This is a genomic window from Dokdonella sp. (genome assembly GCF_039926425.1).
Taxonomy (GTDB): Bacteria; Pseudomonadota; Gammaproteobacteria; order Xanthomonadales; family Rhodanobacteraceae; genus Dokdonella_A.
This window is the reverse complement of record NZ_JBDSWZ010000024.1, coordinates 1-24,931: the sequence shown is the minus strand read 5'-3', so window position 1 is coordinate 24,931 and position 24,931 is coordinate 1. Positions and strand designations below refer to the sequence as shown.

The 24,931-nt window shown below is 60.7% G+C and carries 32 protein-coding genes; 2 read left to right on the top strand and 30 right to left on the bottom strand.

What is annotated here, in order from left to right:
* Positions 1–21: 21 nt before the first annotated feature.
* The 7 genes from prpC to ABIV12_RS01400 form a co-directional block, all read right to left on the bottom strand.
* Positions 22–1,170, bottom strand: coding sequence for a 2-methylcitrate synthase (gene prpC, locus ABIV12_RS01430; protein ID WP_348055478.1), 1,149 nt, complete (start codon positions 1,168–1,170; stop codon positions 22–24).
* A gap of 70 nt (positions 1,171–1,240) precedes the next feature.
* A complete protein-coding gene (locus ABIV12_RS01425; protein WP_348055474.1) occupies positions 1,241–1,813 on the bottom strand; it encodes a hypothetical protein in 573 nt (190 codons plus the stop codon).
* 2 nt (positions 1,814–1,815) lie between these two features.
* Complete coding sequence (gene prpB / locus ABIV12_RS01420; RefSeq protein ID WP_348055472.1) at positions 1,816–2,703, bottom strand: methylisocitrate lyase; 888 nt, start codon at positions 2,701–2,703, stop codon at positions 1,816–1,818.
* Between the two features lie 133 nt (positions 2,704–2,836).
* The gene (locus tag ABIV12_RS01415) at positions 2,837–5,794 is read right to left on the bottom strand and encodes an EAL domain-containing protein (protein WP_348055470.1); all 2,958 of its coding nucleotides are present in this window, start codon (positions 5,792–5,794) and stop codon (positions 2,837–2,839) included.
* A 70-nt stretch (positions 5,795–5,864) separates the two neighbouring features.
* Positions 5,865–6,851 (bottom strand): malate dehydrogenase, encoded by a 987-nt coding sequence (locus ABIV12_RS01410; RefSeq protein WP_348055468.1) that lies wholly within the window; start codon positions 6,849–6,851, stop codon positions 5,865–5,867.
* A gap of 10 nt (positions 6,852–6,861) precedes the next feature.
* On the bottom strand, positions 6,862–7,251 hold the full coding sequence (locus ABIV12_RS01405) for a glutaredoxin family protein (protein WP_348055466.1): 390 nt from the start codon (positions 7,249–7,251) through the stop codon (positions 6,862–6,864).
* A 4-nt stretch (positions 7,252–7,255) separates the two neighbouring features.
* Positions 7,256–8,452 (bottom strand): aminotransferase class I/II-fold pyridoxal phosphate-dependent enzyme, encoded by a 1,197-nt coding sequence (locus ABIV12_RS01400; RefSeq protein WP_348055464.1) that lies wholly within the window; start codon positions 8,450–8,452, stop codon positions 7,256–7,258.
* Positions 8,453–8,625: 173 nt separating this feature from the next.
* Between ABIV12_RS01400 and ABIV12_RS01395 the strand changes: the two genes are divergently transcribed.
* Positions 8,626–8,892, top strand: a complete 267-nt coding sequence (locus ABIV12_RS01395) for a GlsB/YeaQ/YmgE family stress response membrane protein (protein WP_348055462.1) — start codon at positions 8,626–8,628, stop codon at positions 8,890–8,892.
* Positions 8,893–8,952: 60 nt separating this feature from the next.
* On the opposite strand, the gene ABIV12_RS01390 is transcribed toward ABIV12_RS01395, so the two are convergent.
* Positions 8,953–9,486, bottom strand: a complete 534-nt coding sequence (locus tag ABIV12_RS01390) for a peptidylprolyl isomerase (protein ID WP_348055460.1) — start codon at positions 9,484–9,486, stop codon at positions 8,953–8,955.
* 183 nt (positions 9,487–9,669) lie between these two features.
* Here ABIV12_RS01390 and typA point away from each other — a divergent pair, with 183 nt between their 5' ends.
* Positions 9,670–11,499 carry a translational GTPase TypA gene (gene typA / locus ABIV12_RS01385; RefSeq protein ID WP_348055458.1) on the top strand — a complete coding sequence of 610 codons (1,830 nt, stop codon included), beginning with the start codon at positions 9,670–9,672 and terminating at the stop codon, positions 11,497–11,499.
* A gap of 166 nt (positions 11,500–11,665) precedes the next feature.
* Here typA and ABIV12_RS01380 read toward each other — a convergent pair whose 3' ends face one another.
* The 22 genes from ABIV12_RS01380 to rplP all read right to left on the bottom strand — a co-directional run bounded on the left by ABIV12_RS01380 (position 11,666) and on the right by rplP (position 24,887).
* A complete protein-coding gene (locus tag ABIV12_RS01380) occupies positions 11,666–13,045 on the bottom strand; it encodes a 3-deoxy-7-phosphoheptulonate synthase class II (protein WP_348055456.1) in 1,380 nt (459 codons plus the stop codon).
* Positions 13,046–13,124: 79 nt separating this feature from the next.
* Positions 13,125–13,649 (bottom strand): disulfide bond formation protein B, encoded by a 525-nt coding sequence (locus ABIV12_RS01375; protein WP_348055513.1) that lies wholly within the window; start codon positions 13,647–13,649, stop codon positions 13,125–13,127.
* 59 nt (positions 13,650–13,708) lie between these two features.
* Positions 13,709–15,028, bottom strand: a complete 1,320-nt coding sequence (locus ABIV12_RS01370) for a hypothetical protein (protein ID WP_348055454.1) — start codon at positions 15,026–15,028, stop codon at positions 13,709–13,711.
* Positions 15,025–15,414: a 50S ribosomal protein L17 gene (rplQ, locus tag ABIV12_RS01365; RefSeq protein WP_348055452.1), complete on the bottom strand. Its 390-nt coding sequence runs from the start codon at positions 15,412–15,414 to the stop codon at positions 15,025–15,027. Before rplQ ends, ABIV12_RS01370 begins: the two co-directional genes overlap by 4 nt.
* A 212-nt stretch (positions 15,415–15,626) precedes the next feature.
* On the bottom strand, positions 15,627–16,625 hold the full coding sequence (rpoA, locus tag ABIV12_RS01360; protein WP_348055450.1) for a DNA-directed RNA polymerase subunit alpha: 999 nt from the start codon (positions 16,623–16,625) through the stop codon (positions 15,627–15,629).
* Between the two features lie 79 nt (positions 16,626–16,704).
* Entirely contained in the window at positions 16,705–17,337 is a 633-nt protein-coding gene (rpsD, locus tag ABIV12_RS01355; RefSeq protein ID WP_348055511.1) for a 30S ribosomal protein S4, read from the bottom strand.
* Positions 17,338–17,413: 76 nt separating this feature from the next.
* Positions 17,414–17,806: a 30S ribosomal protein S11 gene (rpsK, locus tag ABIV12_RS01350; RefSeq protein WP_348055448.1), complete on the bottom strand. Its 393-nt coding sequence runs from the start codon at positions 17,804–17,806 to the stop codon at positions 17,414–17,416.
* 17 nt (positions 17,807–17,823) lie between these two features.
* Positions 17,824–18,180: a 30S ribosomal protein S13 gene (gene rpsM, locus ABIV12_RS01345; protein WP_348055446.1), complete on the bottom strand. Its 357-nt coding sequence runs from the start codon at positions 18,178–18,180 to the stop codon at positions 17,824–17,826.
* A 111-nt stretch (positions 18,181–18,291) separates the two neighbouring features.
* Positions 18,292–19,608 (bottom strand): preprotein translocase subunit SecY, encoded by a 1,317-nt coding sequence (secY, locus tag ABIV12_RS01340; RefSeq protein WP_348055444.1) that lies wholly within the window; start codon positions 19,606–19,608, stop codon positions 18,292–18,294.
* A 4-nt stretch (positions 19,609–19,612) separates the two neighbouring features.
* Positions 19,613–20,053 carry a 50S ribosomal protein L15 gene (gene rplO / locus ABIV12_RS01335; protein WP_348055509.1) on the bottom strand — a complete coding sequence of 147 codons (441 nt, stop codon included), beginning with the start codon at positions 20,051–20,053 and terminating at the stop codon, positions 19,613–19,615.
* 23 nt (positions 20,054–20,076) lie between these two features.
* Positions 20,077–20,283: a 50S ribosomal protein L30 gene (gene rpmD / locus ABIV12_RS01330; RefSeq protein WP_348055442.1), complete on the bottom strand. Its 207-nt coding sequence runs from the start codon at positions 20,281–20,283 to the stop codon at positions 20,077–20,079.
* The gene (gene rpsE, locus ABIV12_RS01325; RefSeq protein WP_348055440.1) at positions 20,276–20,788 is read right to left on the bottom strand and encodes a 30S ribosomal protein S5; all 513 of its coding nucleotides are present in this window, start codon (positions 20,786–20,788) and stop codon (positions 20,276–20,278) included. Before rpsE ends, rpmD begins: the two co-directional genes overlap by 8 nt.
* A gap of 187 nt (positions 20,789–20,975) precedes the next feature.
* Positions 20,976–21,329, bottom strand: coding sequence for a 50S ribosomal protein L18 (gene rplR, locus ABIV12_RS01320; RefSeq protein WP_348055438.1), 354 nt, complete (start codon positions 21,327–21,329; stop codon positions 20,976–20,978).
* 75 nt (positions 21,330–21,404) lie between these two features.
* Positions 21,405–21,932 (bottom strand): 50S ribosomal protein L6, encoded by a 528-nt coding sequence (rplF, locus tag ABIV12_RS01315; protein ID WP_348055436.1) that lies wholly within the window; start codon positions 21,930–21,932, stop codon positions 21,405–21,407.
* Between the two features lie 19 nt (positions 21,933–21,951).
* On the bottom strand, positions 21,952–22,347 hold the full coding sequence (gene rpsH, locus ABIV12_RS01310; RefSeq protein ID WP_348055434.1) for a 30S ribosomal protein S8: 396 nt from the start codon (positions 22,345–22,347) through the stop codon (positions 21,952–21,954).
* A gap of 70 nt (positions 22,348–22,417) precedes the next feature.
* Positions 22,418–22,723: a 30S ribosomal protein S14 gene (gene rpsN, locus ABIV12_RS01305; protein ID WP_348055432.1), complete on the bottom strand. Its 306-nt coding sequence runs from the start codon at positions 22,721–22,723 to the stop codon at positions 22,418–22,420.
* A gap of 14 nt (positions 22,724–22,737) precedes the next feature.
* On the bottom strand, positions 22,738–23,277 hold the full coding sequence (gene rplE / locus ABIV12_RS01300; protein ID WP_348055430.1) for a 50S ribosomal protein L5: 540 nt from the start codon (positions 23,275–23,277) through the stop codon (positions 22,738–22,740).
* A gap of 11 nt (positions 23,278–23,288) precedes the next feature.
* A complete protein-coding gene (rplX, locus tag ABIV12_RS01295; protein ID WP_348055428.1) occupies positions 23,289–23,603 on the bottom strand; it encodes a 50S ribosomal protein L24 in 315 nt (104 codons plus the stop codon).
* Positions 23,604–23,616: 13 nt separating this feature from the next.
* A complete protein-coding gene (gene rplN / locus ABIV12_RS01290; RefSeq protein WP_348055426.1) occupies positions 23,617–23,985 on the bottom strand; it encodes a 50S ribosomal protein L14 in 369 nt (122 codons plus the stop codon).
* Between the two features lie 28 nt (positions 23,986–24,013).
* The gene (rpsQ, locus tag ABIV12_RS01285; RefSeq protein ID WP_348055424.1) at positions 24,014–24,277 is read right to left on the bottom strand and encodes a 30S ribosomal protein S17; all 264 of its coding nucleotides are present in this window, start codon (positions 24,275–24,277) and stop codon (positions 24,014–24,016) included.
* Positions 24,274–24,474 carry a 50S ribosomal protein L29 gene (gene rpmC, locus ABIV12_RS01280; RefSeq protein ID WP_348055422.1) on the bottom strand — a complete coding sequence of 67 codons (201 nt, stop codon included), beginning with the start codon at positions 24,472–24,474 and terminating at the stop codon, positions 24,274–24,276. Before rpmC ends, rpsQ begins: the two co-directional genes overlap by 4 nt.
* On the bottom strand, positions 24,474–24,887 hold the full coding sequence (gene rplP, locus ABIV12_RS01275) for a 50S ribosomal protein L16 (protein WP_348055420.1): 414 nt from the start codon (positions 24,885–24,887) through the stop codon (positions 24,474–24,476). The genes rpmC and rplP overlap by 1 nt, the downstream gene beginning before the upstream one ends.
* Positions 24,888–24,931: the final 44 nt, after the last annotated feature.

Here is a 24,931-nt window from a genome sequence, read left to right as displayed (position 1 = left end):
TTCATCGACGCTCGCTGGCGATCAACGCCGGTCGATCGGTACGAATTTCAAGTCTTCCGGCCCGACGTAGTTCGCGCTCGGGCGGATGATCTTGCCATCGATCCGTTGCTCGATCACATGCGCACTCCAACCGGATGCTCGCGAAATCACGAACAACGGGGTGAACATCGCGGTCGGGACGCCCATCATGTGATAGCTCACCGCACTGAACCAGTCGAGGTTCGGAAACATCTTCTTGATGTCCCACATCGTCGATTCGAGGCGCTCGGCGATATCGAACATCTTCATGCTGTCCTGCGCGGAAGACAGTTCGCGCGCCACTTCCTTGATGATCTTGTTTCGGGGATCGCTGACCGTGTAGACAGGGTGACCAAAACCAATCACCACTTCCTTGCGCTCGACGCGCGCTCGGATGTCGGCTTCTGCGTCGTCGGGATTGTCGTACCGCTTCTGGATCTCGAACGCGGCCTCGTTCGCTCCGCCATGCTTGGGCCCGCGCAACGCGCCAATCGCTCCGGCAATCGCCGAATACATGTCGCTGCCCGTTCCGGCAATCACCCGCGCGGCAAACGTGGACGCGTTGAACTCATGCTCGGCGTAAAGGATCAACGAGGTGTGCATCGCGCGCACCCACAGGTCGCACGGTCGCTCGCCATGCAGCAGATGCAGGAAATGACCGCCGATCGAATCGTCATCGGTCTCCACCTCGATGCGTTTGCCATTCGTTGCGTAGTGGAACCAGTACAGCAGAATCGAACCCAGCGACGCCACCAGGCGGTCGGCGATGTCGCGAGCGCCGGAATGCGTGTGACCTTCCTTCTCCGGCATCGCGCAACCCAACGCCGAAACCGCTGTGCGCATCACATCCATCGGATGGGTAGACGCCGGCAGCTGCTCGAGAACCGCTCTCAGCGCTGCCGGGATTCCACGCAGCGACTTGAGTCTCGACTTGTACGCGGTCAGTTCTGCGCGTGTCGGCAACGTTCCGTGCACCAGAAGATGCGCGATTTCCTCGAACTCGCAGGTGGTGGCGATGTCGAGGATGTCGTATCCGCGATAGTGCAGGTCGTTGCCGCTGCGGCCGACGGTGCACAGCGCAGTGTTGCCGGCGCTCACGCCGGACAGCGCGACGGATTTCTTGGGTTTGAAGGGAATCGTGGCTTCACTCATTTCTCAACTCCGTTGCAACGTGAATCTGCGTGGACGTCAAAGCGCCGCCGCAGGATCGTAGATTGGTTCGTCAGTCGGCGAATGCATCGGTGGCGGCGATGCGCGGGCATTGGTCGACAGCAGTCTGCATGGCGCGGGCGCCCGGAGTGCCGTCGCTGTAGACCCAGCATTCGCCCAACGTCGAGCAGTAGCAGATTTCAAGAGCGATGCGATCGCGCGCCGCGGCGCGGAAATCACGATAGCTGGCTCCGTCGGGAAAGACGATCATGGCCAGCATTTCGTTGGCTCTCAGGACATTGTCGCTGATGGTGGACGTGCGGAGTTTCGCGACCTCGACGTCGAGCGTGCTCAATACCTGCCCCCAATCGTGCTTCGGCTTGTCGTCCACCGAGACCCGGACGCTGTGTACGATGGCGGGGCCGACACCCTTGTTGAGCACCTTGATCGCGAATTCAGGATCGTAATTGGCGCTGACCAGATAGGGCCACACCTGTGCCCGAACCTGCTGCCGTTGGAGATACGCTGTGTAACCGGACACCACCAGTGCAAGCACGCCGATGAATGCCGCGATGAGCGCTGCAAGCCCATCCCAGTGACGAACCCTGGCAACAAGCCGGCGTTCGGATGTCCCCGGCGCAACCATCGTCAATCGTCCTTGCCGCCCGCAAACAAGGCGTCGAGCTTCTGCTCGTACGCGTGATAGTCGAGGAAGTCGTAAAGTTCGGCGCGCGTCTGCATCGTCGGCACGGCCGACTTCTGGGTGCCGTCGCGACGCACCGTCTCGTAGAAATTGAGCGCCGCCTTGTTCATCGCTCGATACGCCCCACAGCAATACAGCACGATGTCGACGCCCGCCGATTCCAGTTCATTCGTGGTGAACAGCGGCGTCTGCCCGAACTCCGTGATGTTGGCGAGGATCGGCACCCGCACCGCGTCCTTGAACGTGCGGTACTGCTCCAACGTATAGATGGCTTCGGGGAAAATCATGTCTGCGCCGGCTTCGACGCAGGCGATCGCGCGTTCGATTGCCGCGTCGATTCCTTCCACAGCGATCGCATCGGTGCGTGCCATGATGACGAAGCCGGGATCGTAGCGCGCATCGACGGCAGCCTTCACGCGATCGACCATTTCGTCCTTTGGAACGACCGCCTTGCCCGGCCGATGACCGCAACGCTTCGCCGCAACCTGGTCTTCGATGTGCAACGCTCCGGCACCTGCCTTGATCAGCGAACGAACTGTGCGAGCGATGTTGAATGCTCCGCCCCAACCGGTGTCGACATCGACCAGCAGCGGCAAATCGCAAACGTCGGTGATCCGGCGGATATCGGTGAGGACGTCTTCCATCGTGCTGATGCCAAGATCCGGCATGCCGAGCGAATTGGCGGCGACTCCGCCGCCGGATAAGTAGATTGCGCGAAACCCGGTTCGTTGCGCCATGCGCGCCGCGTACGCAGTGATCGCGCCGACAACCTGCAGCGGCGCCTCTTCAGCAACGGCGGCGCGGAACTTCGCGCCTGCGCAGTGATCATTCATCGGGAGGGCTCCGTTTGTTAGCCGGATATTCTAGCGCGTGCGGAGAAGGCGGCTCAGTCCCGTCCGCGTCCACGCAACGCGGCGACGTTGAGTCGGGGCTGCAGAGCGATCTCCACGTAATCTGGCAGGTCGCTCACGACGCCGACGCAGCGCCGACCACGCCGTGTCGTGGATCCGGCCATTGTTCCATCGGGGTCGGGCGGCCCAGCAGGTACCCCTGCCCAAACTCGCAGCCCATCTGGACGAGTGCGGCGCGCTGCGCCGCAGTCTCGATTCCCTCGGCGACGACTTCGATGCTGAGTGCGCGCGCAAGCGCCAGGATCGCCGCAACCACCGTCGTCGTCGCATGCATGCCTTCGTCCAGCGCATTCACGAACGATCGGTCGATCTTCAACATGCGCAGCGGAAGCGAATGCAGGTAGCTCAACGACGAATAGCCCGTTCCGAAATCGTCGAGAGCGGCGCCAACACCCACGCCGCGCAGCCTCTCGAGCGTCGCGCGCACGAGCTGTGGATCATCCAGCAACGATCCTTCGGTGACCTCGACGATCAGGCGCAGCGGCGAGACGCCCGTCCGCTCCAGCAGGCTCAGCAACCTGCGGTCGAAATTGGCGTGCCGCACGTGCAGCGCCGACACGTTGAGCGTGAGGAAAGTGCTGTCCTCTGCGAACCGCGAGAACCTGCGGCAACTCAACTCGAACATCAACCAGTCGATCGCCTCGATATGCCCGCTGTCCTGCGCGACCTTCATGAACCGCGAAGGCCCGATCACGCCGTCGCGTGGGTGCTTCCAGCGCAGCAGCGCCTCGTAGCCGACGATTTGCCCGCTCGCCAGCCGGAAAATTGGCTGGAAATAGGGCTCGAACTCCTGGCGCTGCAGCGCTCGCAGCAATTCCCCTTCGAGAGTGAGCACGTCGACAACGTTGTTGGCCAATGATTCGTCGAAGAACTCATAGCGCTTGCGCCCTCGTTCCTTCGCGCGATAGAGCGCGAGGTCTGCATCCCGCAAAAGTTCGTCCGCCATGATGTAGCTGCCATCCCCGATGACGATGCCGATGCTCGCGGACGGCTGCAACTCCCTTCCCGCCACCTGCAACGGTTGGCAGAGGATGTCCAGGATGCGCTGCGCGATGCCTTCGACCGCTTCGGAGGAACGCACGTCGGCCAGCAGGATGGAGAATTCGTCCCCGGCAAGTCTTGCCACGATGTCCGGTTCGCGCACGCAGTCTTGCAGGCGGCGTCCGAGTTCCTTGAGCATTTCGTCGCCCGCCATGTGCCCAAGACTGTCATTGATCACCTTGAAACGATCGATGTCGAGGTAAAGCAACGCGCAGCGGCTTCCAGGTTCGCGCTGCAATCGCATCAGCACCTGATCCATGCGCTCGCGGAGGAAGCCACGGTTTGGCAAACCGGTGAGCGCGTCATGCATCACCTGGTGTTTGAGCTGCTCCTGCACGTATTCGCGCTGCAGGATCTGCTCGCTCAGCTCGCGCGTCCGCTCGTCAACGCGAAGTTCCATGTCGGCATACGCGCGCTGAAGCGACACGGCCGAACGACGACGATGAATGCTGTAAGCGATTTGCAGTGCGACGAAGGTCAACAGCTCCTGGTCGGCAGGTCCGTAGATCACGTCCTCTCGATAGCTCTGCACGACAACGAGTCCGATCACCAGGTCTCCGACCCGAAGCGGCACCCCGAGCCAGCAGACTGCGGGTTGTCCGATGCGCTGCAGGTCGATGTCGCCCGACCGTCCCAGATGCTCGATGTGCGCATGCGTGCCCAGAAGAGGCTCGCCGGAGCGGAGTACGTATTCGCTGAGACCGCGTCCGACCTCGCGCGAGACGCTTCGCCGAGCGCCCTCGTCAACGTAGTACGGAAATCCCAGGACCCGCCTGTCCTCCGAGAGCAGTGCGATGAAGAAGTTCTCGGCGTTGATCAGCGCACCGACTGCAGCATGCACACTTTCATAGAACTCCGTTTCTCCAATATCCGCCGTTGCCAACTGCGCGATGTGGAACAACGCGGACTGCAGGCGCTCCGCGCGCTCGCGCTCGAGGACTTCCTGTTGCAGGCCACGGTTGGCTTGGGCAAGTTCCAGCGTGCGCACTTGCACGCGGTGTTCCAGTTCGTCCTTGGTCTGCTTTCGTTCCAGCGCGGTGAGAATGTGGCTGCCGACGAATTCCAGGAGCAACCGGTCCTCGAACGTGAAGCTGATTCCCTGTTCGTAGGTCTGCACGACCAGTGCGCCCAGCGTCTGTCCGTCGCGCAGCATCGGAACGCCGAGCCAGTCGACGCTGTGCGGTCCATCGATGTGCAGCGCCCCGGACACCTGCGATCGGAGCTGCGCGGCGCTGCCCATCAGCGCCTTGCCGCCGGTGATCAAGTGCCAGGTGAGGCTGCCCTCCCTGCTTTGCATCGTGACATCGGTCAGGGTATCCGGCGCGTCGGTATCCTCCGCGTCCGCGTAGTACAGGAATCGCAGGGTGTCGCGCTCGGCATCATGTCGGACGATGAAGAAATTTTCCGCGTACATGAGCGTACCGACGATCGCGTGGATGCCCTTCAACATGTCCGGCAGGTCGAGGTCGGAACTCGCCAATTCAGAGATCGCGAACAACGCTCGCTGCAACGCTTCCGAATGCCCCAGCTGGCGGTTCGACCGTTCGAGCTCCGCGAGCCGGAGCGCTCGGCGGAAATGCCGCACGGCCGCTGGCCACACATCCGGCAATTGATTGACGAATGACAGCGCGGAAACGCCGTTGTCGAACTCCGCCAGCAACACCGCGCGTTCATCGGCGTGCACGCGCAACGACACGCGCCCGCCTGCGACAATCAATGCATCATCACTGTGCAGCAGTGCACGAACCTGCTGCAGATCATCGCGGACAGGCGGACTCTTCTCCGTACTGTCGAACACGTCCGGCGCGTCGGCCGGCCAGATCATCCTCGCTCCCACGCAGCCTGGCAGTTCCCGAACGAGATCGGCCATTGCGTTTGCAATATCGCGCGGTGCCGTCGCCTCCATCAGGCGGCTCACCCACTTGAGCGTCAATGCGGAGGAAACGTGCGGGTCTGGGGGCTGCTGAAGCATGGCATCGGCCGATGAGCGAACCCGCTTTACCCTTTTCTCACCGCCTGCGGGCACAGCGGAGAAGCGACGCTCAACGTCTGGCAAACAGGTGTTCAACGCCCCGGCACTCTTCTCGCAATTCCTTTTCCGTCACGTCCATGCGTTCGCGCGAAAAAGCGTTGACCTCAAGATCCTGCACGATCGAGTACGTCCCGTTTTTCACGGTGACCGGAAAGCCGTAAATGACACCCGGCGCGATGCCGTAGGAACCGTCCGACGGAATTCCCATCGAAACCCAGTCGCCGTCTGGAGTCCCCATGGCCCAGTCACGCATGTGGTCGATCGCCGCCGAGGCAGCAGAGGCGGCAGACGATGCTCCGCGCGCCTTGATGATCGCGGCGCCCCGCTGCTGCACGGTCGGGATGAAGGTGTCCTTGTACCAGGCCTGGTCGATCAGCCCGATTGCCGGCTTTGTCTTCACGGTTGAGTGATGGATGTCCGGATACTGGGTTGAAGAATGATTGCCCCAGATGGTCATCCGGCGGACGTCGGTCGTGTGTGCACCGGTTTTCTCGGCCAGCTGCGACAGCGCGCGGTTGTGATCGAGTCTCACCATCGCGGTGAAGCAGGCCGGATCCAGCGATGGCGCGTTTTGCTGCGCGATCAGCGCATTGGTGTTGGCCGGGTTGCCCACCACAAGCACCTTCACGTTGCGCTTCGCGTGATCGTTCAACGCCTTGCCCTGCGGCGCGAAGATCGCACCGTTGGCTTCGAGCAGGTCCTTGCGTTCCATCCCGGGACCCCGAGGACGGGCACCGACCAGCAGCGCGAAATCGACGTCCTTGAACGCGACATTCACATCGTCCGTCGCGACCGTTCCGGCGAGCGTCGGAAAGGCACAATCATTCAATTCCATCACCACGCCCTGCAGGGCAGGCAAGGCCGGAGTGATCTCCAGCAGGTGCAGGATCACGGGCTGATCCGGCCCGAGCATGTCGCCCGCAGCAATGCGGAACAGCAATGCATAACCGATCTGGCCAGCCGCTCCGGTGACGACAACGCGAACGGGAGTTTTCATGACATCGACCTCAAGGTGAGACAGAAAGGGAAGCGGGATCAACGGACGCGTTTCGTGGCAATTCACCCGCATCCGCGAGGGCCGCGCGAACCGCCGCGGACGAATAACCACGGATTTGTCGATCGCCAATCAACAGGATCGGAACGAAGCGCGCACCGAGCAGCGCGTACGCCCTGCGACCGGGCTCGCTGGTCTCGACATCGAACTCGCGAAACTGCACACCCCACGCATGGAAATCATTGCGCGCGCGCTTGCAGTAGCCACACCACGATGCAGAAAGGAGAACGACCGGAGAATCGCCAACCGCAGCGCGCACGTCGGCCGCAACCTTGTCCGAGGGTACGCACGCGGCGACGCAGGCCACCAGCGCGAATGCGACGAGGACGCGCAACGCAGACATGGGCTCAGGCCAGCTCCGCAAAAAACTCCGCGAAGCGCCTGAGTCCTTCCGGCAACTGCGCTGTCGGGCAGGTATAGGAAATACGTAGCGCATTCGGATCTCCGAACGCCGAGCCGGGAACGCACGCGACGCCCTTCGATTCCAGCAGCACGTTGCAGAAGTCGACATCGTTCGCGATCTTCACGCCCCCATGACTTTTGCCGAACGCGCTCGAGACATTGGGGAAGACGTAAAACGCTCCCTGCGGCCGCGGACAGACCAAGCCGGCGATCGAGTTCATCACATCCATGACCAGATCGCGTTTGGCCTGAAATTCTGCGCATTTCTGCGTTGGCACATCCTGCGGGCCGGCGAGCGCGGCAACCGCCGCAGCCGTGACGATTTCCGGCACGTTCGTGATGTGGTTGGAATTGAGCGTGACGCAGGCCTGCGCAACGACTTCGGGACCCGTGATGAAACCGACGCGCCATCCCGGCATGCCGTAGGTCTTGGACAGCGAGTCCACATGGATGACACGCTCGCGCAGTTCCGGTCGTGCATTGACGAAGTTGTGGTAGCCAACGCCGTCAAACACCATCCTGTTGTAGATGTCGTCGCAGATGATCCATACATCCGGATGCTTCACCAGCACGTCGGCGAGCGCACCGATCTCGTCCCTGGTGTACACCATGCCCGTCGGATTGGACGGATTGTTGAACAGAAAAACCTTGACACCCGGGAGCGCCGCGTCGAGTTGCGCCGGCGTGAGCTTGTAGTTCTGGTCCGCAGGACACGGCATCGCACGAATCTTCGCCTCGAGGATCTCGGCGATATCGACGTAGGTCGTCCAGTACGGAACCGGAAATGCAATCGTGTCGCCTGGATCGAGCAATGCTTCCGCAAGGTTGTAGAGCACATGTTTCGCGCCAATGCCCGTCGCGATGTTCTTTCGCGAGTAGCCCGTCAGGCCGGTGCCATCGAGATGCTTCAGGAACGCATCGAGGAGCGCATCGGAGCCGCGATTGGATCCGTACTGGCCACTGTCCTTCCCGAGCGCGTCACGCACTGCGTCGTAGACATGCGGTCCGGGCAGGAAATTGGGCACGCCGATCGAGAAGCTGATGACGTCGCGGCCGGTGGCCTTGAGCTGCTTTGCCTTGTCGGCAACAGCCATGATCGCGCTGGGTTTGGCGCGGCTCATGCGAGCGGCGAGAGTGAGCATGCAGGTCCTCGCGAATCGAAAGTAAACGGCTTGGGAAAACCTGAAAATCATAGCACACGGCGCGCGTCCGACCGTGTCCGGAAGACCGACGCGCCACTTCTCCAAGCAGTTGCACGGAGGCAGATGCAATCCTGCGTTACAGTTGCCGCATCACTCTGTGCAGGGAAAGTTCCATGAACTGGTTGTGGATGTTCGTCGTCGGCCTTTTCGTCGGCATCGTTGCGAAGTTCCTGATGCCCGGAAAGGATCCAGGTGGCTTCTTCATCACCGGATTGCTCGGTATCGCGGGCATGTTCCTGGGCGGCTGGCTGGCCAGCCTGATCTTCGGAACCCATATTTCCGCGACCGGATCCATCGAACCGACCGGCTTCATCGGCGGCGTGATCGGAGCGCTCATTCTTCTGGTGATCTACCGGCTGTTTCGGCGCAAAAGCGCCTGACCGGCCTCGCCTGCGAACGATCATCGCCCCGCACTGTGCAGGGCGATAATCGTCGGGCGATCAGGACGCCTTGAAACCGGCGGCGTCGAGCGCCGCGTTCCAGCCGGTGATGCGCGCGGCTTCCTGCGCTAGCAAAGGCTCGACGTCGCCCTGGATCGTGATCGACTGGATGTCGTCGCCACCCTTGATCTTGTCGACAATCGCCTGGTCCTGGGCTCCGGCCACGACGCCGAACACGGTGTGCTTGCCGTCGAGCCACGGCGTGGCGCCATGCGTGATGAAAAACTGGCTGCCATTGGTTCCGGGACCTGCATTGGCCATCGACAGGATGCCCGGACGATCGTGCTTGAGCGTCGCGACGATCTCGTCGCCGAACTTGTAGCCCGGACCGCCAGTGCCACTGCCCTGCGGGCATCCACCCTGGATCATGAAATCGGGAATCACGCGGTGAAAGGTCTTGCCGTTGTAGAAGCCGCGACGCGCGAGGTTGACGAAACTCGCGGCGGTCATCGGCGTCTGGCTCGCAAAGAGCTTCAGGTGAATCGTGCCGTGCGCGGTGGCGATTTCGGCAGTGAGTTCAGGCAGGTTCGACATGACAGGTTCCTTGGGAGCTGGGCCAAAAAAGGATGCGCAGACTAACCGATCCTTTGACTCGATTCGCTGACCGATCGCCGCACGCGACGGCCGTCATCCGATAAGGCTATAATGACCGGCTAACTGCCGGCACTCGCCGCACTCCCTCATACGGCCCATCACCTTGGGCCGCAGGTCATCCCGATGTCCATCGAAAAGCTCCGCAACATCGCCATCGTCGCGCACGTCGACCATGGCAAGACCACTCTCGTCGACTGCCTTCTGAAACAGTCCGGAACGTTCAGCGAACGCACCGTGCTGGCCGAGCGCGTGATGGACTCGAACGATCAGGAAAAGGAACGCGGCATCACGATCCTTTCGAAGAACACCGCGATCACGTGGCGTGACAACCGCATCAACATCGTCGACACGCCCGGACATGCCGACTTCGGCGGTGAGGTGGAGCGTGTTCTTTCGATGGTCGACACCGTGCTGATCCTGGTCGACGCGATGGACGGCCCGATGCCGCAGACCCGTTTCGTCACGCAGAAAGCGTTCGAGATGGGCTTCAAGCCGATCGTCGTGATCAACAAGGTCGACCGCCCGGGCGCGCGCCCGGACTGGGTGCTGAACCAGACATTCGACTTGTTCGACCGCCTCGGCGCGACTGACGAGCAGCTCGATTTTCCGGTCGTCTATGCGTCAGCGCTGCACGGGTATGCCGGGCTCGACCAGGATGTGCGTTCGGGCGACATGACCCCGCTGTACGAAGCGATCATGAAGCATGTGTCGCCGCCGCAGGTCGATCCTGATGGCCCGTTCCAGATGCGCATCAGCCAGCTCGACTACAGCAACTACGTCGGCCTGATCGGCATCGGCCGCATCCAGCGCGGCAAGGTACGTACGAACATGCCTGTCGTGGTGGTCGATCGCGAAGGCAAGAAGCGCAATGCGAAAGTGTTGCAGGTACTTGGATTCATGGGCCTCGAGCGCCGTGAAGTGGCGGAAGCCGAAGCCGGCGACATCATTGCGATCAACGGCATCGAAGGGCTGAGCATTTCGGACACGATCTGCGCGCCGGACAAGCCTGAGCAGTTGCCCGTGCTCCACGTTGACGAACCGACGATCAGCATGACCTTCCAGGTCAACAACTCGCCATTCGCGGGCACCAAGGAACACAGCGGCGGCAAGTTCCTCACCAGCCGCCAGATCCGCGAACGGTTGATGCGCGAGATGCTCCACAACGTCGCGATGAAGGCCGAGGAAACCGAGGATCCGGACAAGTTCAAGATTTCCGGCCGAGGCGAACTGCATCTGTCGGTGCTGATCGAGACGATGCGCCGCGAAGGCTACGAACTCGCCGTATCGCGTGCAGAAGTGATCATCAAGGAAATCGACGGCGTGATGAGCGAGCCGTTCGAGCAGTTGGTCGTGGATATGGAAGAGCCGTATCAGGGCGCGGTGATGGAGCGCCTCGGCATGCGCCGCGGCCAGCTCGTCAACATGGAACCCGACGGCAAGGGACGCGTGCGCCTCGATTACATGATCCCTGCGCGCGGACTGATCGGTTTTCAGACCGAGTTCCGCACAGTGACCGCGGGTACCGGGCTGCTGTTCCACGTGTTCGACCACTACGGGCCCAAATCCGAAGGCGCGATCGCCAAGCGGCAGAACGGCGTCATGATTTCCAACGGTCAGGGACCCTCGCCAGCCTATTCGCTGGTGAGCCTGCAGGAACGCGGTCGCCTGCTGGTGAGCGAGGGCGACAACATCTACGAAGGTCAGCTTGTCGGTATCCATTCCAAGGACAACGATCTCACGGTCAACGCATTGCGTGCGAAGCAGATGACCAACGTCCGCGCCGCTGGCAAGGACGACTACGTGCAGCTCACCCCCGCAATCAAGATGTCGCTCGAGCAGGCGCTCGAATTCATCGAGGACGATGAACTGGTCGAGGTGACGCCCAAGGCGATCCGCCTGCGCAAGAAGCACCTGACCGAGAACGATCGCAAGCGGGCTTCGCGGACCGCGTAGACCGTCTCACTACGCGAACAGAAAATCCGGATCCAGCGGCATCCGCGCTGGATCCGAATGGGAATCATCGTCGTGGGCGCCGCGACGTTTCCCTGCACTTTCCGACCGCAGAGATGCGCGGGAACCAGGCAAAGGCTCCGACCGATGTCGGACCACCCTGCGCGCCTTACGGCGTGCCGGCTCTCTTGCGCACGATGAGCATCGCGAGTTCCAGCGACTGCTCGTAGTTGAGGCGCGGATCCACCTGCGATTTGTACGCGCGGCCCAGATCCGTTTCGAGCAGATCCCGCGCCCCACCCATGCATTCGGTGACATTTTCGCCGGTGAGTTCGAGGTGCACGCCACCGAGGCGGGTGCCTGCGGCGCGATGCACGTCGAATGCGCGATCGAGTTCTCCGCGGATGTTCTCGAATCGGCGCGTCTTGACCCCGTTGCCAACCGTCTCGGTATTTCCGTGCATCGGATCGCAGCACCACAGCGGTTGCCGGCCTGCGGCTTTCACGGCGTCCAGCAACGGAGGCAGTGCGCTCTCGATCTTCGCGGCGCCCATGCGGTGGATCAACGTCAAGCGGCCGGGCTCACGATCCGGATCGAGCACATCAGCCAGTCGAAGCAGCTGGTCGGGAGTCACCGAAGGTCCGATCTTGATCGCCACAGGATTCCGGATGCCGCGGAAATATTCCACGTGCGCCCCGTCGAGCGCGGCGGTGCGCATGCCGATCCACGGAAAATGCGTCGACAGGTTGAACCATCCGGGCTGGCGCGGCACCTGCCGGGTGAGCGGCTGCTCGTAATGCAGAACGAGTGCTTCGTGCGAGGTGTAGAAGTCGACGCGCTGAAAACTCCCGATCGAGTTGCCAGCCAGTGTTTCCATGAAGCGCAGGGAATTGCCGATGGATTCGACCATCGCGCGGTATTCCTCCTGCAGCGGCGAATGTTCGACCCATCCGAGGTCCCAGTACTCGGGATGGTGGAGGTCGGCAAAACCGCCATCGATCAACGCGCGCACGAAGTTCATCGTCATCGCGGAATAGGCGTGGCCTCGCACCAGCCGTTGCGGATCCGCCCGCCGCGCTTCCGCGTTGAACGCAGGGGCGTTGATCAGGTCGCCGCGGTAGCTCGGAAGGTCGATGCCATCGCGCGTTTCGGTATCGGTCGAACGTGGCTTGGCGTACTGACCGGCAAAGCGGCCCACGCGCACGATCGGGAGCTTCAGGCCATGAACGAGCACGAGGCTCATCTGCAACATCACCTTGAGCCGATTGGAAATCAGCGGAGAGCTGCAGTCATCGAATCGTTCCGCACAATCGCCGGCCTGCAACAGGAACCGCTTGCCCTCGGCTGCTTCGGCAAGCAACCCCTTGAGCGCCAGGATTTCCCACGACGTCACCAGTGGCGGTAGCTGGTTCAACTGCAGAAGCGCGTGTTCGAGTTCGTTCGCATCCGCATACACCGGCTGCTGGGTGTGCGGGCGTTGTTGCCACGAGCCCGGAGCCCACGATGCGGCTTCACGAAGCGAAACGATATTTCCGTCGATCGACACCATGACCATCACGTGTGCTGCAGTGCGGAAAACGATGATGCCACAGCAGTTGGCGCGCGCCTACACGCCAAGGCTCGGCTCACTACCGCCGTCCGAAACCGGAACCTGCCCGTCGGCGGAATCCCGCCCACAAAGCGCCAGCTCCGAGGAGCACAAAACAGATCAACGTCCAGCCGGGCATCGTGAGGCCGAGGAACGTCCAGTTGATTTCCCCGCAGTCTCCCGATGCGGTGAACGCCTTGCGGATGCCCCCGGTGAAACCAAACGAATCGATGAGGTAGTTGAGCCCCGGGCCGCAACCCTCCATGAGAGGATCGTGCGGCGACAGCTGGACATACAGGTGCCGAATCGCAATGACTCCACCGATCGCCGCCGCGAACGCGACGAGCACCGCATAGATCCGCCGACCCGTCGCAGCCGGTCCGTGCGCCGCACCCGCGAGAAACACCACACCCATCGCCATGAATGCGACACGCTGGAAGATGCATTTGGGGCACGGCTCAATGCCCATCTGGAACTGCTCGAAGATCGCGTAAGCGAGCAATGCAATGCACGCGAGTGCGCCGGCAAGGAACTGCGCGCGAAAGGGCCATGCGAAGGGATTCATGTTCATGGGTGTCATCGATCGTCGATTGGAAAAGGAGGTCGAAGCGCGCGAGTGTGTGGCTAGGGAAGAATACGGCCGCCTGCGATCGCTGCAAACAGTGCGACCGCAATAACAAGCCAAAGTGCCAGAGTGGATCGTTCAACGGTGACGCTTGACTGCTCGCGAAACGCGAGCCAAAGCACGAACGGCACCAGCATGTAACGCTGATCGATCAACCACGACGAGGCTAGAAAGAAGCCCGACAAGGGATAGAGCCAAGCCGCACCCATAGGAGCAAGTCGAACGCTGCCAAGGCCACACACGGACAGCGCAATCCAGAAGCCGGCCGCTGCGCGCCACCAAGGGTCTTGATCGATCGCGATCAACAGGCGATTGCGCGGATATACCTGCGGCAACGCGTTGTTGTAGGGATTGTCGGCATGAAAGCCGAACCAGAACACTGCAAACGCGACCAGTGGCACCCCAATCAACCATGGGTTCGTGCGCACCTTCGACGTGAAACGCCCGACGCCTTCCACGACCTGTAGCGGCAAGAGCAGCCCGGCCAGTAGCACGGCAAAACCAATGTTGCCCAATCGCAATGTCAATTCAGGATGCAGCGGTGCTTCCAGAGGCGACCATGTAATGGAACCGTGCCAAGCCCAGTAGCCAATGAAGATGGCCACGGGAATTGCATACGGAAGCGACTTGGCAACCACCGCTGGCAATGCTTTCAAGCCACTCGCGCGAAGCAATGGCCAGAAACACAGCAGCGCAAGCAAACCCGCCCACACCACATCCGTCTGCCGCACGAAGATATCGACGCTGAGCAAGCCGACCGCAAGCCAATGCCGACCTCCGAACGCCGCAACCGTCGCCCAAAGCACCAGGGCGAGGGCAAGCGCATCCGTGTAGACGAGAAAAAAAAACGGCACGAGGATCGGCAACGCAACCAACTGCGCCGCCGCCAGGCCGGTGTCATTGCTCCAGAGATTGCTGCGAAGTCGGTGGAATGCCGCGACCGCTGTCAGCCCGATCAACGCGGTGATGAGCCGCGCCGTTCCAAGTGAATCCTGACGCACAACCCACATCACTGCCGCAACGAGGGCGTGATAACCCGGAATGGTGCTCAGGTGGGTGTCGGGACCGTGTAGCTGGCCCGTGAGGAATTGGCGAATCTGTTCGAAATGAAAGATTTCGTCACTGCGTGGCGTAGTGCCGGACAGTGCGACCAACGCAGCGGTCGCGAAGGCAAGCGCAAGCAGAATTGCGATCGGACCGTTCCACGCATCACGCTTGCCGAGTGGCGAATCGCCGCGGCGAGATTGGATGTCGATCGCCGCAAAAACAGAGCCCCGGACATGCCGGGGCTCGGTGACATCGGCTGACGCCTGAATCAATCCTCAGTCACATCGCCCGCATCGGAGCGCGGACGGTCGACCAGTTCGACATAGGCCATCGGTGCATTGTCGCCAACGCGGAAGCCGCACTTGAGCAGGCGCAGGTAGCCGCCCTTGCGCTCGCGGTAACGCGGGCCGAGCTCGACGAACAGCTTGCCCACCGCCTGCTTGTCACGCAAACGCGCAAAAGCCAGACGACGATTGGCAACGCCATCGACCTTGGCAAGCGTGATCAGTGGCTCGGCAACACGGCGCAGTTCCTTCGCCTTCGGGAGCGTCGTGCGAATCAGTTCATGCTTGAACAGCGACGCAGCCATGTTCTTGAACATCGCTTCGCGATGGCTGCTGGTGCGATTGAGTTTACGGCCGGCTTTACGGTGGCGCATGGTGAATTCCTCGAACTTCAATTGTCATGAGAAAACCGGACAAGGCCGGTTACTCGCGGTGATCCGCAATTTTTTGGGCCTACTCAAATCGGGCCCTTATTTTCTGATGCGGCCACGAATGGCCGCATCTGGAACTCACCGAAGGCTGAGTCACGCCTTCGTGCAGCCAAGGAGGCTACAGCGCGATCAAAGGAGATCGCAACGAAAAAACATCAACCCAGCTGCATGCCGTGAACCAATCCCGGCGGCGGCCAGCTTTCCAGCTTCATGCCGAGCTGCAGGCCGCGCTGATACAGCACATCCTTGATCTCGGTGAGCGACTTCTTGCCAAGATTCGGCGTCTTGAGCAACTCGACTTCGGTCTTCTGGACGAGGTCGCCAATGTAGTAGATGCTCTCGGCCTTGAGGCAGTTGGCCGAACGCACCGTCAACTCGAGGTCATCGATCGGGCGCAACAGAACCGGATCGACGCCGCTCTTGTCGGTCTTCGCATCGGTACTCTCGCGGCGCGCGAAATCACCAAAGACGCTGATCTGATCCTGCAGGATTTCGGCCGCCTTGCGGACCGCTTCCTCTGCATCGATCGCGCCGTTCGTTTCGACATCGATCACCAGCTTGTCGAGGTCGGTTCGCTGCTCAAGACGCGCACTCTCGACATTGTAGGCGACGCGCCGAACAGGGCAGAACGAAGCATCGAGCTGCAAGCGACCAATCGGACGCGCTTCTTCGTCTGGAAGACGACGTGCAGTCGCCGGCTGGTAGCCGACGCCACGCGCAACTTTCAGCCGCATGTTGAGCGAGATGTCCTTGGTCAGGTGGCACAGCACGTGATCCGGATTGACGATCTCGACCGAATGATCGACCTTGATGTCGCCCGCGGTGACAACGCCTTTGCCCTTCTTGCTGAGCGTGAGCGTGGTCTCGTCATGCCCGTGCATCCGAATGGCGACATCCTTGAGATTCAGCAGAACCTCGATGACGTCTTCCTGCAAGCCTTCGAGCGTCGTGTACTCGTGCAGAACCCCGTCGATTTCCACTTCGACAATTGCACTGCCAGGGATGGACGACAAAAGCACGCGACGCAGGGCGTTGCCGAGCGTATGGCCGAAGCCTCGCTCCAGAGGCTCGACGACGACTCGTGCGCGGTCGGTGCCGATGCGTTCGACTTGAATGCCGCGCGGACGCAGCACATTGGTTGACGATCCCGCCATATGAGCTTGACTCCAAGAGTCCGAGCGGACCCTTAATGATGTGTTTGCAGCGGAAAACCCGGCCAGCAAAAAGACTTCGTTACTTCGAGTAGAGCTCGATGATGAGGCTCTCATTGATGTCGGACGGCAGATCCGACCGCTCCGGCAACGACTTGAGGAGTCCACTGACCTTCTTGGGATCGACTTCGATCCACGTCGGAACCAGATCCATCTCCTGCGACACGGTCAGGGCTTCCTGAACGCGCAACTGGCTCTTGGCGCGTTCACTCAGCGCCACTTCGTCGCCCGGGCGAACCTGGTACGAAGCGAGATTGACCTTCTTGCCATTGACGCGGATGGCGGCGTGCGACACCAGCTGGCGGGCGGCGGCGCGAGTGACTGCGAAGCCCATGCGATAGACGACGTTATCCAGCCGCCCTTCGAGCATGCGCAGCAGGTTTTCACCGGTATTTCCCTTCTGGCCTGAAGCCTTCTGGTAATACGAGTGGAACTGCCTTTCCAGCACACCGTAGATGCGCTTCACCTTTTGTTTCTCACGCAACTGCACGCCGTAGTCCGACAGACGACCGCGCTTGGCACCGCCGGCGCCATGCTGACCGGGCTTCTGCTCCAGCTTGCACTTGGAATCGAGTGCGCGAGCTGGGCTCTTTAGACTGAGATCGGCGCCTTCACGGCGCGCAAGCTTGCAGGTGGGTCCGATGTAACGAGCCATTTTAAATTCTCTTATCGAAAAGTCCGGCCAAGGCTGGCCGGTGTTCAATTCTCGCGATCGCGAACGACCGCAAAAGTCACACCCGACGCTTCTTCGGCGGACGGCATCCGTTGTGCGGAATGGGCGTCACGTCGATGATGTTGGTTACCTTGTAACCGGCATTGTTCAACGCGCGAACCGCCGACTCGCGACCAGGGCCTGGGCCCTTGATGCGCACTTCGACCGTCTTCACGCCATAGTCGGCCGCGGCACGAGCCGCCTTGTCGGCAGCGACCTGCGCTGCAAACGGCGTCGACTTGCGCGAACCCCGGAATCCCGCTCCACCGGCGGTTGCCCACGACAGCGCATTGCCCTGACGATCGGTGATCGTGACCACGGTGTTGTTGAAGGAAGCCTGCACATGGGCGACGGCATCCGTCACCACCCGCTTGATCTTCTTCTTTGCCTTGCCTGCGACCGGCTTGTTCATGGGTCCGGGGTGTCCTCTTATTTCTTGATGGCGCGACGCGGACCCTTACGGGTGCGTGCGTTGGTACGGGTACGCTGACCACGAAGCGGTAAGCCGCGACGATGGCGCAGTCCACGATACGTGCCCAAATCGATCAAACGCTTGATCGACATGCCGACTTCGCGGCGAAGATCGCCCTCGACGCCGAACTTGGCAACTTCCTGGCGAAGCTTGTCCACTTCAGCTTCGGTGAGATCCTTGATCTTGACTGCCGGACTCACGCCCGCTTCGATACAGACCTTTTTCGACCGCGAACGACCGATACCGAAAATGCTCTGCAGGCCGATCACGACGTGCTTCTGAACCGGCAGATTGACACCTGCAATGCGGGCCATGCTTGATGATCTCCAAAAACGACTTAAGTGCGCAGGGAACTTGACATTATAGCCGGTCTGTCGCAGCCAGGGAACCCCTGAACGCGCAGTCCGGCTGTATCGCTTTTTTGCTCAACGGCCGCGCAGGTTCGCCTTTTTGAGCAGACTTTCGTACTGGTGCGAAACCAGGTGTGCCTGGATCTGGGCAGTGAAGTCCATGACCACAACCACGACGATCAACAGTGACGTACCGCCGAAATAGAACGGCACGTTCCACGCATTGCGCAAGAGATCCGGGACCAGACACACAGCAACCAGATACAGGGCGCCGGCGCCGGTCAATCGGGTCATCACTCCATCGATGTAATCGGCGGTCGCCTTTCCCGGCCGCATTCCCGGAATCAATGCTCCAGAGCGCTTGAGATTGTCGGCGGTTTCCTGCGAATTGAACGTCAGCGCCGTATAGAAATACGCAAAGACGATGATCAGCAAACCGTAGATGAACATGTGCAGTGGCTGACCAGGGCCGAGGGACGCGGTCAACACCTGCAACCAGTGGATCTCGTTCGAATTGTTGAACCACGTCGCTGCCGTTGCCGGAAACATCAGCAATGACGACGCGAAAATCGGCGGAATAACACCGGCCATGTTGATCTTCAATGGCAGGTGCGAGCTTTGATTCATGTAGGCCTTGCCAGCCCCGCCCTGCCGTCTCGCATAGTTGACAGTGATGCGGCGCTGACCGCGTTCCATGAAGACGACAAAAGCAGTCACCGCAACAACGACCGCAAAAATGATCAATACCCGAAGAATCGGCAGCTCGCCGCTCTGAGCCATCCCCAGGGTCGTGACCACTGCGGCAGGCAATCCCGCCACAATGCCGGCGAAGATCAACAGCGAAATTCCGTTGCCGATCCCGCGCTCGGTGATCTGCTCGCCCAGCCACATCAGGAACATGACGCCGGCAGTCAGACCGACCATTGTCGTGAAGATGAAACTTGGACCTGGTGCGTAGACAATACCTGGCTGATTCTGGGTGACAGCCAAACCGAACGACTGGAACAACGCCAACGCCAGCGTGCCAATGCGCGTATAGGTGGTGAGCTTGCGCCGACCGGACTCGCCTTCCTTGCGCAACGCCTGCCAGGCAGGCACCACGGTCGCAAACATCTGCACGATGATCGACGCGGAAATGTAGGGAATGACTCCCAACGCGAACACCGACAGACGGCTGAACGCGCCGCCCGAGAACATGTTGATCATGTCGAGCAAGCCGCCACCGCCGCCCGCAGCAGCGCGGCGCGCGAGCTCGTCGGAATTCACGCCCGGCAGCGGGATATACGAGCCCAGCCGATACACGAATAGCGCAGCGATCACGAACAGCAGACGCTGCTTGAGTTCGGTCAACTTGCCGAACGCTGCCAGCGGATTGGACTGGGAAGCTGCCACTCGCTTACTCCACGCTGCCGCCGGCAGCCTCGATCGCAGCCTTGGCACCTGCAGTGACCGCAACGCCCTTGAGCGTAATGGCTCGCTTGATCTCGCCCTTCTTGACGATCTTCGCGCGCTTCGCACGCGTCGTGATCAGACCCGCCGCCTTGAGCGCATCAAAATCGATCGCGTCGACCTTCAGTGCATCGAGCTGATACAACAGCACTTCGCTGATGTCCTTCAACTTCTTGGAACGAAAGCCGACCTTGGGCAGGCGACGCTGAAGTGGCATCTGGCCGCCTTCGAAACCGGCCTTGACCTTGCCCTTGCCCGAGCGAGCAAACTGACCCTTGTGACCGCGACCAGCCGTCTTGCCGAGTCCGGAACCGATACCACGACCGACGCGTACGCGATCTTTGCGGGCACCCGGGGCTGGCTTGAGTGTATTGAGACGCATGGGAATGAACTCCAGAAAAATGCTGCGGATCAGGCGTTGTCTTCGACGCGGACGAGATAGCTGACCTGGTTGATCAGACCTCGCACCGACGGAGAGTCCGTCAGTTCGCGGACATCATTGAGCTTGCGCAAGCCGAGGGCGCGCACGCTCAGGCGATGACGGCCCTTGCAGCCATTGACGCTCTTGAACAGGCGGACGCGAATCGTCTTGCCTGCAGTTGTCGTTGTCTTACTCATTGCCGAGCACCTCATCGAGGGACTTGCCGCGCTTGGATGCAATACGCTGTGGCGAAACCATCGCCTGCAAGCCATTGATCGTCGCTCGGACCAGATTGATCGGATTGCGCGAACCGACAGCCTTGGCGAGGACGTTCTTGACGCCGACCACTTCGAGCACTGCGCGCATCGCACCGCCGGCAATCACGCCGGTACCTTCGGAGGCGGGCTGCATGTACACCTTAGCGGCACCGTGGTTGGCCTTGACCGCATGGAACAACGTGCCGCTGTTCAGCTCGATCTTGACCATCGCTTTGCGCGCGCGCTCCATCGCCTTGGAGATTGCGATCGGCACTTCGCGCGCCTTGCCGTATCCGAAACCGACGCGGCCATCGCCATCGCCGACCACGGTGAGAGCCGTGAAGCTCATCTGGCGGCCACCCTTGACGGTCTTCGCCACGCGGTTGACGGCGATGAGCTTCTCGAGCAAGCCATCGGCGCTTTCACGTTCGTTGTTGTTCGCCATGTTTCACCTGTCATGCCGCCCGTAACCGGTGCGGACTTCTGCTTGCGGCCAGGCCGCTTGGAATTGTGGTTTTCAAATTCCGGAAAAGCTCAATCCGGTTTTCTCTTTGTGTCGCCAAACGATGAACGTGCGCCCGTCGTCCAGCAATTTACAGAGAACCGCGATCTTGAACAGATCGCGGACGTACTTAGAACTTCAGGCCTGCTTCGCGTGCAGCATCGGCCAAGGCTTGAATGCGGCCGTGGTAACGATAGCCCGAGCGATCAAACGCAACTTTCTCTATGCCCGCCTTCAACGCGAGTTCGGCAACTGCCTTACCCACCGCTGCAGCAGCCGACTTGTTCTTGGTGCCCTTGAGACCTTCCGCAATGGTCTTCTGCACCGTCGAGGCGGCCGCGAACACCTTGTCACCGTCGGCACTCTGCACCTGCGCGTAAATATGCTGCGCGCTTCGATGCACGCTGAGGCGTGGCACGCCAAGCGAGCGTATGTGCGAACGCGTGGTCTTGGCGCGGCGCAGTCTTGCGATGTTCTTGATCATGGTAGTGCTCCTGAAGCTGAAGGCCTTGATGAAGAGCGCGACCGAAATCGGTGCTGCTCTCGCGGATCAACCGCATTACGCCTTCTTGGCTTCCTTGATGGTGATCTTCTCGCCCGAGTAACGAACGCCCTTGCCCTTGTAGGGTTCTGGTGGCCGGAAAGCGCGAATTTTTGCCGCGACCTGGCCGACACTCTGCTTGTCGTTGCCCTTGACCAGGATCTCGGTCTGAATCGGCACTTCGATCGTGATGCCTTCCGGTGCCTTGAACACCACAGGGTGCGAGAAGCCGAGGCTCAGATTGAGATCCTTTCCGGCCAAGGCAGCACGATAACCGACGCCGACAAGCTCAAGTTTGCGCAAGTAACCTTCGCTGACACCGACGGCCATGTTGTTGATCAGCGCGCGCGCCGTGCCGGCCATCTTGTGGTCATCATCGGTACGTGCGGTCAATTGCACCTGACCGTCCTTGACGGCTACGTCGACACCTGAGGGGGCAGCCATCTTGAGCGAACCCTTGGGGCCCTTCACGATGATCTGATCTGCCTGCACCTGGCATTCGACGCCTTTGGGCAGTATTACGGGTTTCTTTCCAACGCGTGACATGGCTTGTATTCCTCCAGGATCAGGCAACCAGACCGATGACTTCGCCGCCGAGACCCTGCTTGCGGGCCTGTGCGTCGGTCATGATCCCGGACGATGTGGACACGATCGAAATGCCGAGTCCGTTGAGGATCTTCGGCAGATCGTCCTTGCCACGATATACGCGCAAGCCGGAACGGCTGATGCGCTCGATGCGCGCAATCACTGGCTTGCCTTCGTAGTATTTGAGGGCGATTTCGAGCTTTGGCTTACCATCTACCACGTTAGTCTGGACGTCAGCGACATAGCCCTCGTCCTTCAGCAAATTCGCAAGCGCGTGCTTGACACGCGAAGCCGGCATGCCCACGGAGCGCTTGCCCGTGGCTTGCGCATTTCGGATGCGCGTAAACATGTCGGCGATGGGATCAGTCATGCTCATGGTTCAATTCCTCATCTAGCATCGATATCCGGGCACTTCCGAACGAATCGGAAGCCCTGAATGTATTTTTTTACCAACTTGCCTTGCGCAGGCCGGGCACGTCGCCGCGCATCGTCGCCTCACGCAGCTTCTGGCGGCCCAAGCCGAACTTGCTGTACACGCCACGCGCACGACCCGTCAGCAGGCAGCGATTGCGTTGACGCGACGGACTGGAATCACGCGGCAGCTTCTGCAGCTTCACCACCGCAGCCATCTTGTCGTCATAAGAGGCCGTCGTGCTCACGACGATCTTCTTCAGCTCGAGGCGCTTCGCACCATGCTGCTTGACCAGCTTGGTACGCTTCACATCGCGGTTGATCATTGAACGCTTTGCCATGTCTCAAGTCCCAATCAGTTGCGGAACGGGAAGCTGAAGGCTTCAAGCAATGCCTTGGCTTCTTCGTCGGAACGCGCAGTCGTCGTGATCGCGATATCCATGCCGCGCAGCGCATCGATCTGGTCGAAATCGATCTCGGGGAAGATGATCTGTTCCTTGAGACCCATGTTGAAATTTCCGCGACCGTCGAACGAACGACCCGATATGCCGCGGAAGTCACGCACGCGCGGCAGCGAGATGTTGATCAGGCGATCGAAGAATTCGTACATGCGCGCACGGCGCAAGGTGACCTTGCAGCCAATTGGCCAGTTCTCGCGAATCTTGAACGTGGCGTGCGCCTTGCGCGAGAGCGTGATGATCGGCTTCTGACCAGCGATCTTCGCCATGTCACCGACCGCGTTCTCGAGGATCTTCTTGTTACCGACAGCCTCGCCCACGCCCATGTTCAGCGTGATCTTGGTCAGGCGCGGTACCTGCATCGGATTGGCGTAGCCAAAGCGTTCCATCAGCTTCGGCGTGACCGTTTCTTTGTAAAAATTTTCAAGGCGCGTCATCGCTGCAGACCTCAGGCGTCAACTACTTCGCCGGAAGGACGATACACGCGGACCTTGCGCCCATCCTCGAGCGTCTTGTATCCCACGCGTTCACCCTTGCCGGAGGCAGTGTTGAACAGCATTACGTTGGAGATATGGATCGCAGCCTCACGTTCGACAATTCCACCCGGCTGGTTCGCCTGGGGATTCGGCTTGGTGTGGCGCTTGATCAGGTTGATGTTCTGCACGAACACGGCTTCACCCGCGACGCGCGTCACTTCGCCCTTCTGACCCTTGTTCTTGCCGGAGATCACCAGTACGTGATCACCTTTGCGGATACGGTTCATGACATAAACCTCGTTACAAAACTTCCGGCGCCAGCGAGACGATCTTCATGAATCGTTCGCTGCGCAGCTCGCGCGTCACCGGTCCGAAGATACGGGTACCGATCGGCTCCAGCTTGTTGTTCAACAGGACGGCGGCATTGCCGTCGAAACGGATCAGCGAGCCATCTGCGCGACGCACACCCTTGCGGGTACGCACCACGACGGCGTCGTAGACTTCGCCCTTCTTCACCTTGCCGCGCGGAATCGCTTCGCGCACGGAAACCTTGATCACGTCGCCGATGTGGGCATAACGGCGCTTTGAACCACCCAGCACCTTGATGCACATCAGTTCACGTGCGCCGCTGTTATCCGCTGCGGCCAGCGTGCTTTGCATCTGGATCATATTACTCGCTCCTTCCGCTCTGCACGTATCAGGCTTCAGCGCGCGTGACGACTTTCACGACGCGCCAGTTCTTGGTTTTCGACAGCGGTCGGCATTCCGCGATGCGGACGACGTCGCCTTCCTTGCACTCACCGGTCTCGTCGTGTGCATGGACCTTGGTCGACCGGCGCACGATCTTGCCGTACAGCGGATGCTGCACCTGGCGCTCGAGCAGGACGGTCACGGTCTTTTGCATTTTGTTGCTGACGACGCGACCTTCGATGGTGCGCTGTGTTTTCTCGGTATCGTTCATGCTTGCTGTTCCTGCTTCTGCGCGCCGAGCAGGTGCTTGACCTGCGCGATTTCGCGTCGGACGCGACCAAACTGATGCGTCTGCGTCTGCTGCCCAGCGCCCTTCTGCATGCGCAGGTTGAATTGTTCGCGACGCAATTCGACGAGATGCTCGTTGAGCTGCTGCGGATTCTTCTGGCGGAGTTCTTTGAGTTCCATCACAGCACCGTCCGAGCCACAAATTGGGTCTGCACCGACAGCTTGGCAGCGGCCAGGCGGAATGCCTCGCGCGCCTCGACTTCGGTCACGCCTTCCATCTCATACAACATGCGGCCGGGCTGCACCGGTGCCACCCAGAACTCGACGTTGCCTTTGCCGTTGCCCATGCGGACTTCGATCGGCTTTTTCGAGATCGGCTTGTCCGGGAACACGCGGATCCAGAGCTTGCCGCCGCGCTTAACATATCGCGTGATGCAACGACGCGCGGACTCGATCTGGCGCGCGGTCAGATGACCATGCGTCGTTGCCCGAAGACCGTACTCGCCAAAGCTGACCTTGTTGGAAACATAGGCCAGACCGCGGTTGCGGGATTTTTGTACCTTGCGGTATTTGGTGCGCTTGGGTTGCAGCATGACTTACGCTCCCGCCTTCGGCGCGCGACGCTGCGGACGTTCAT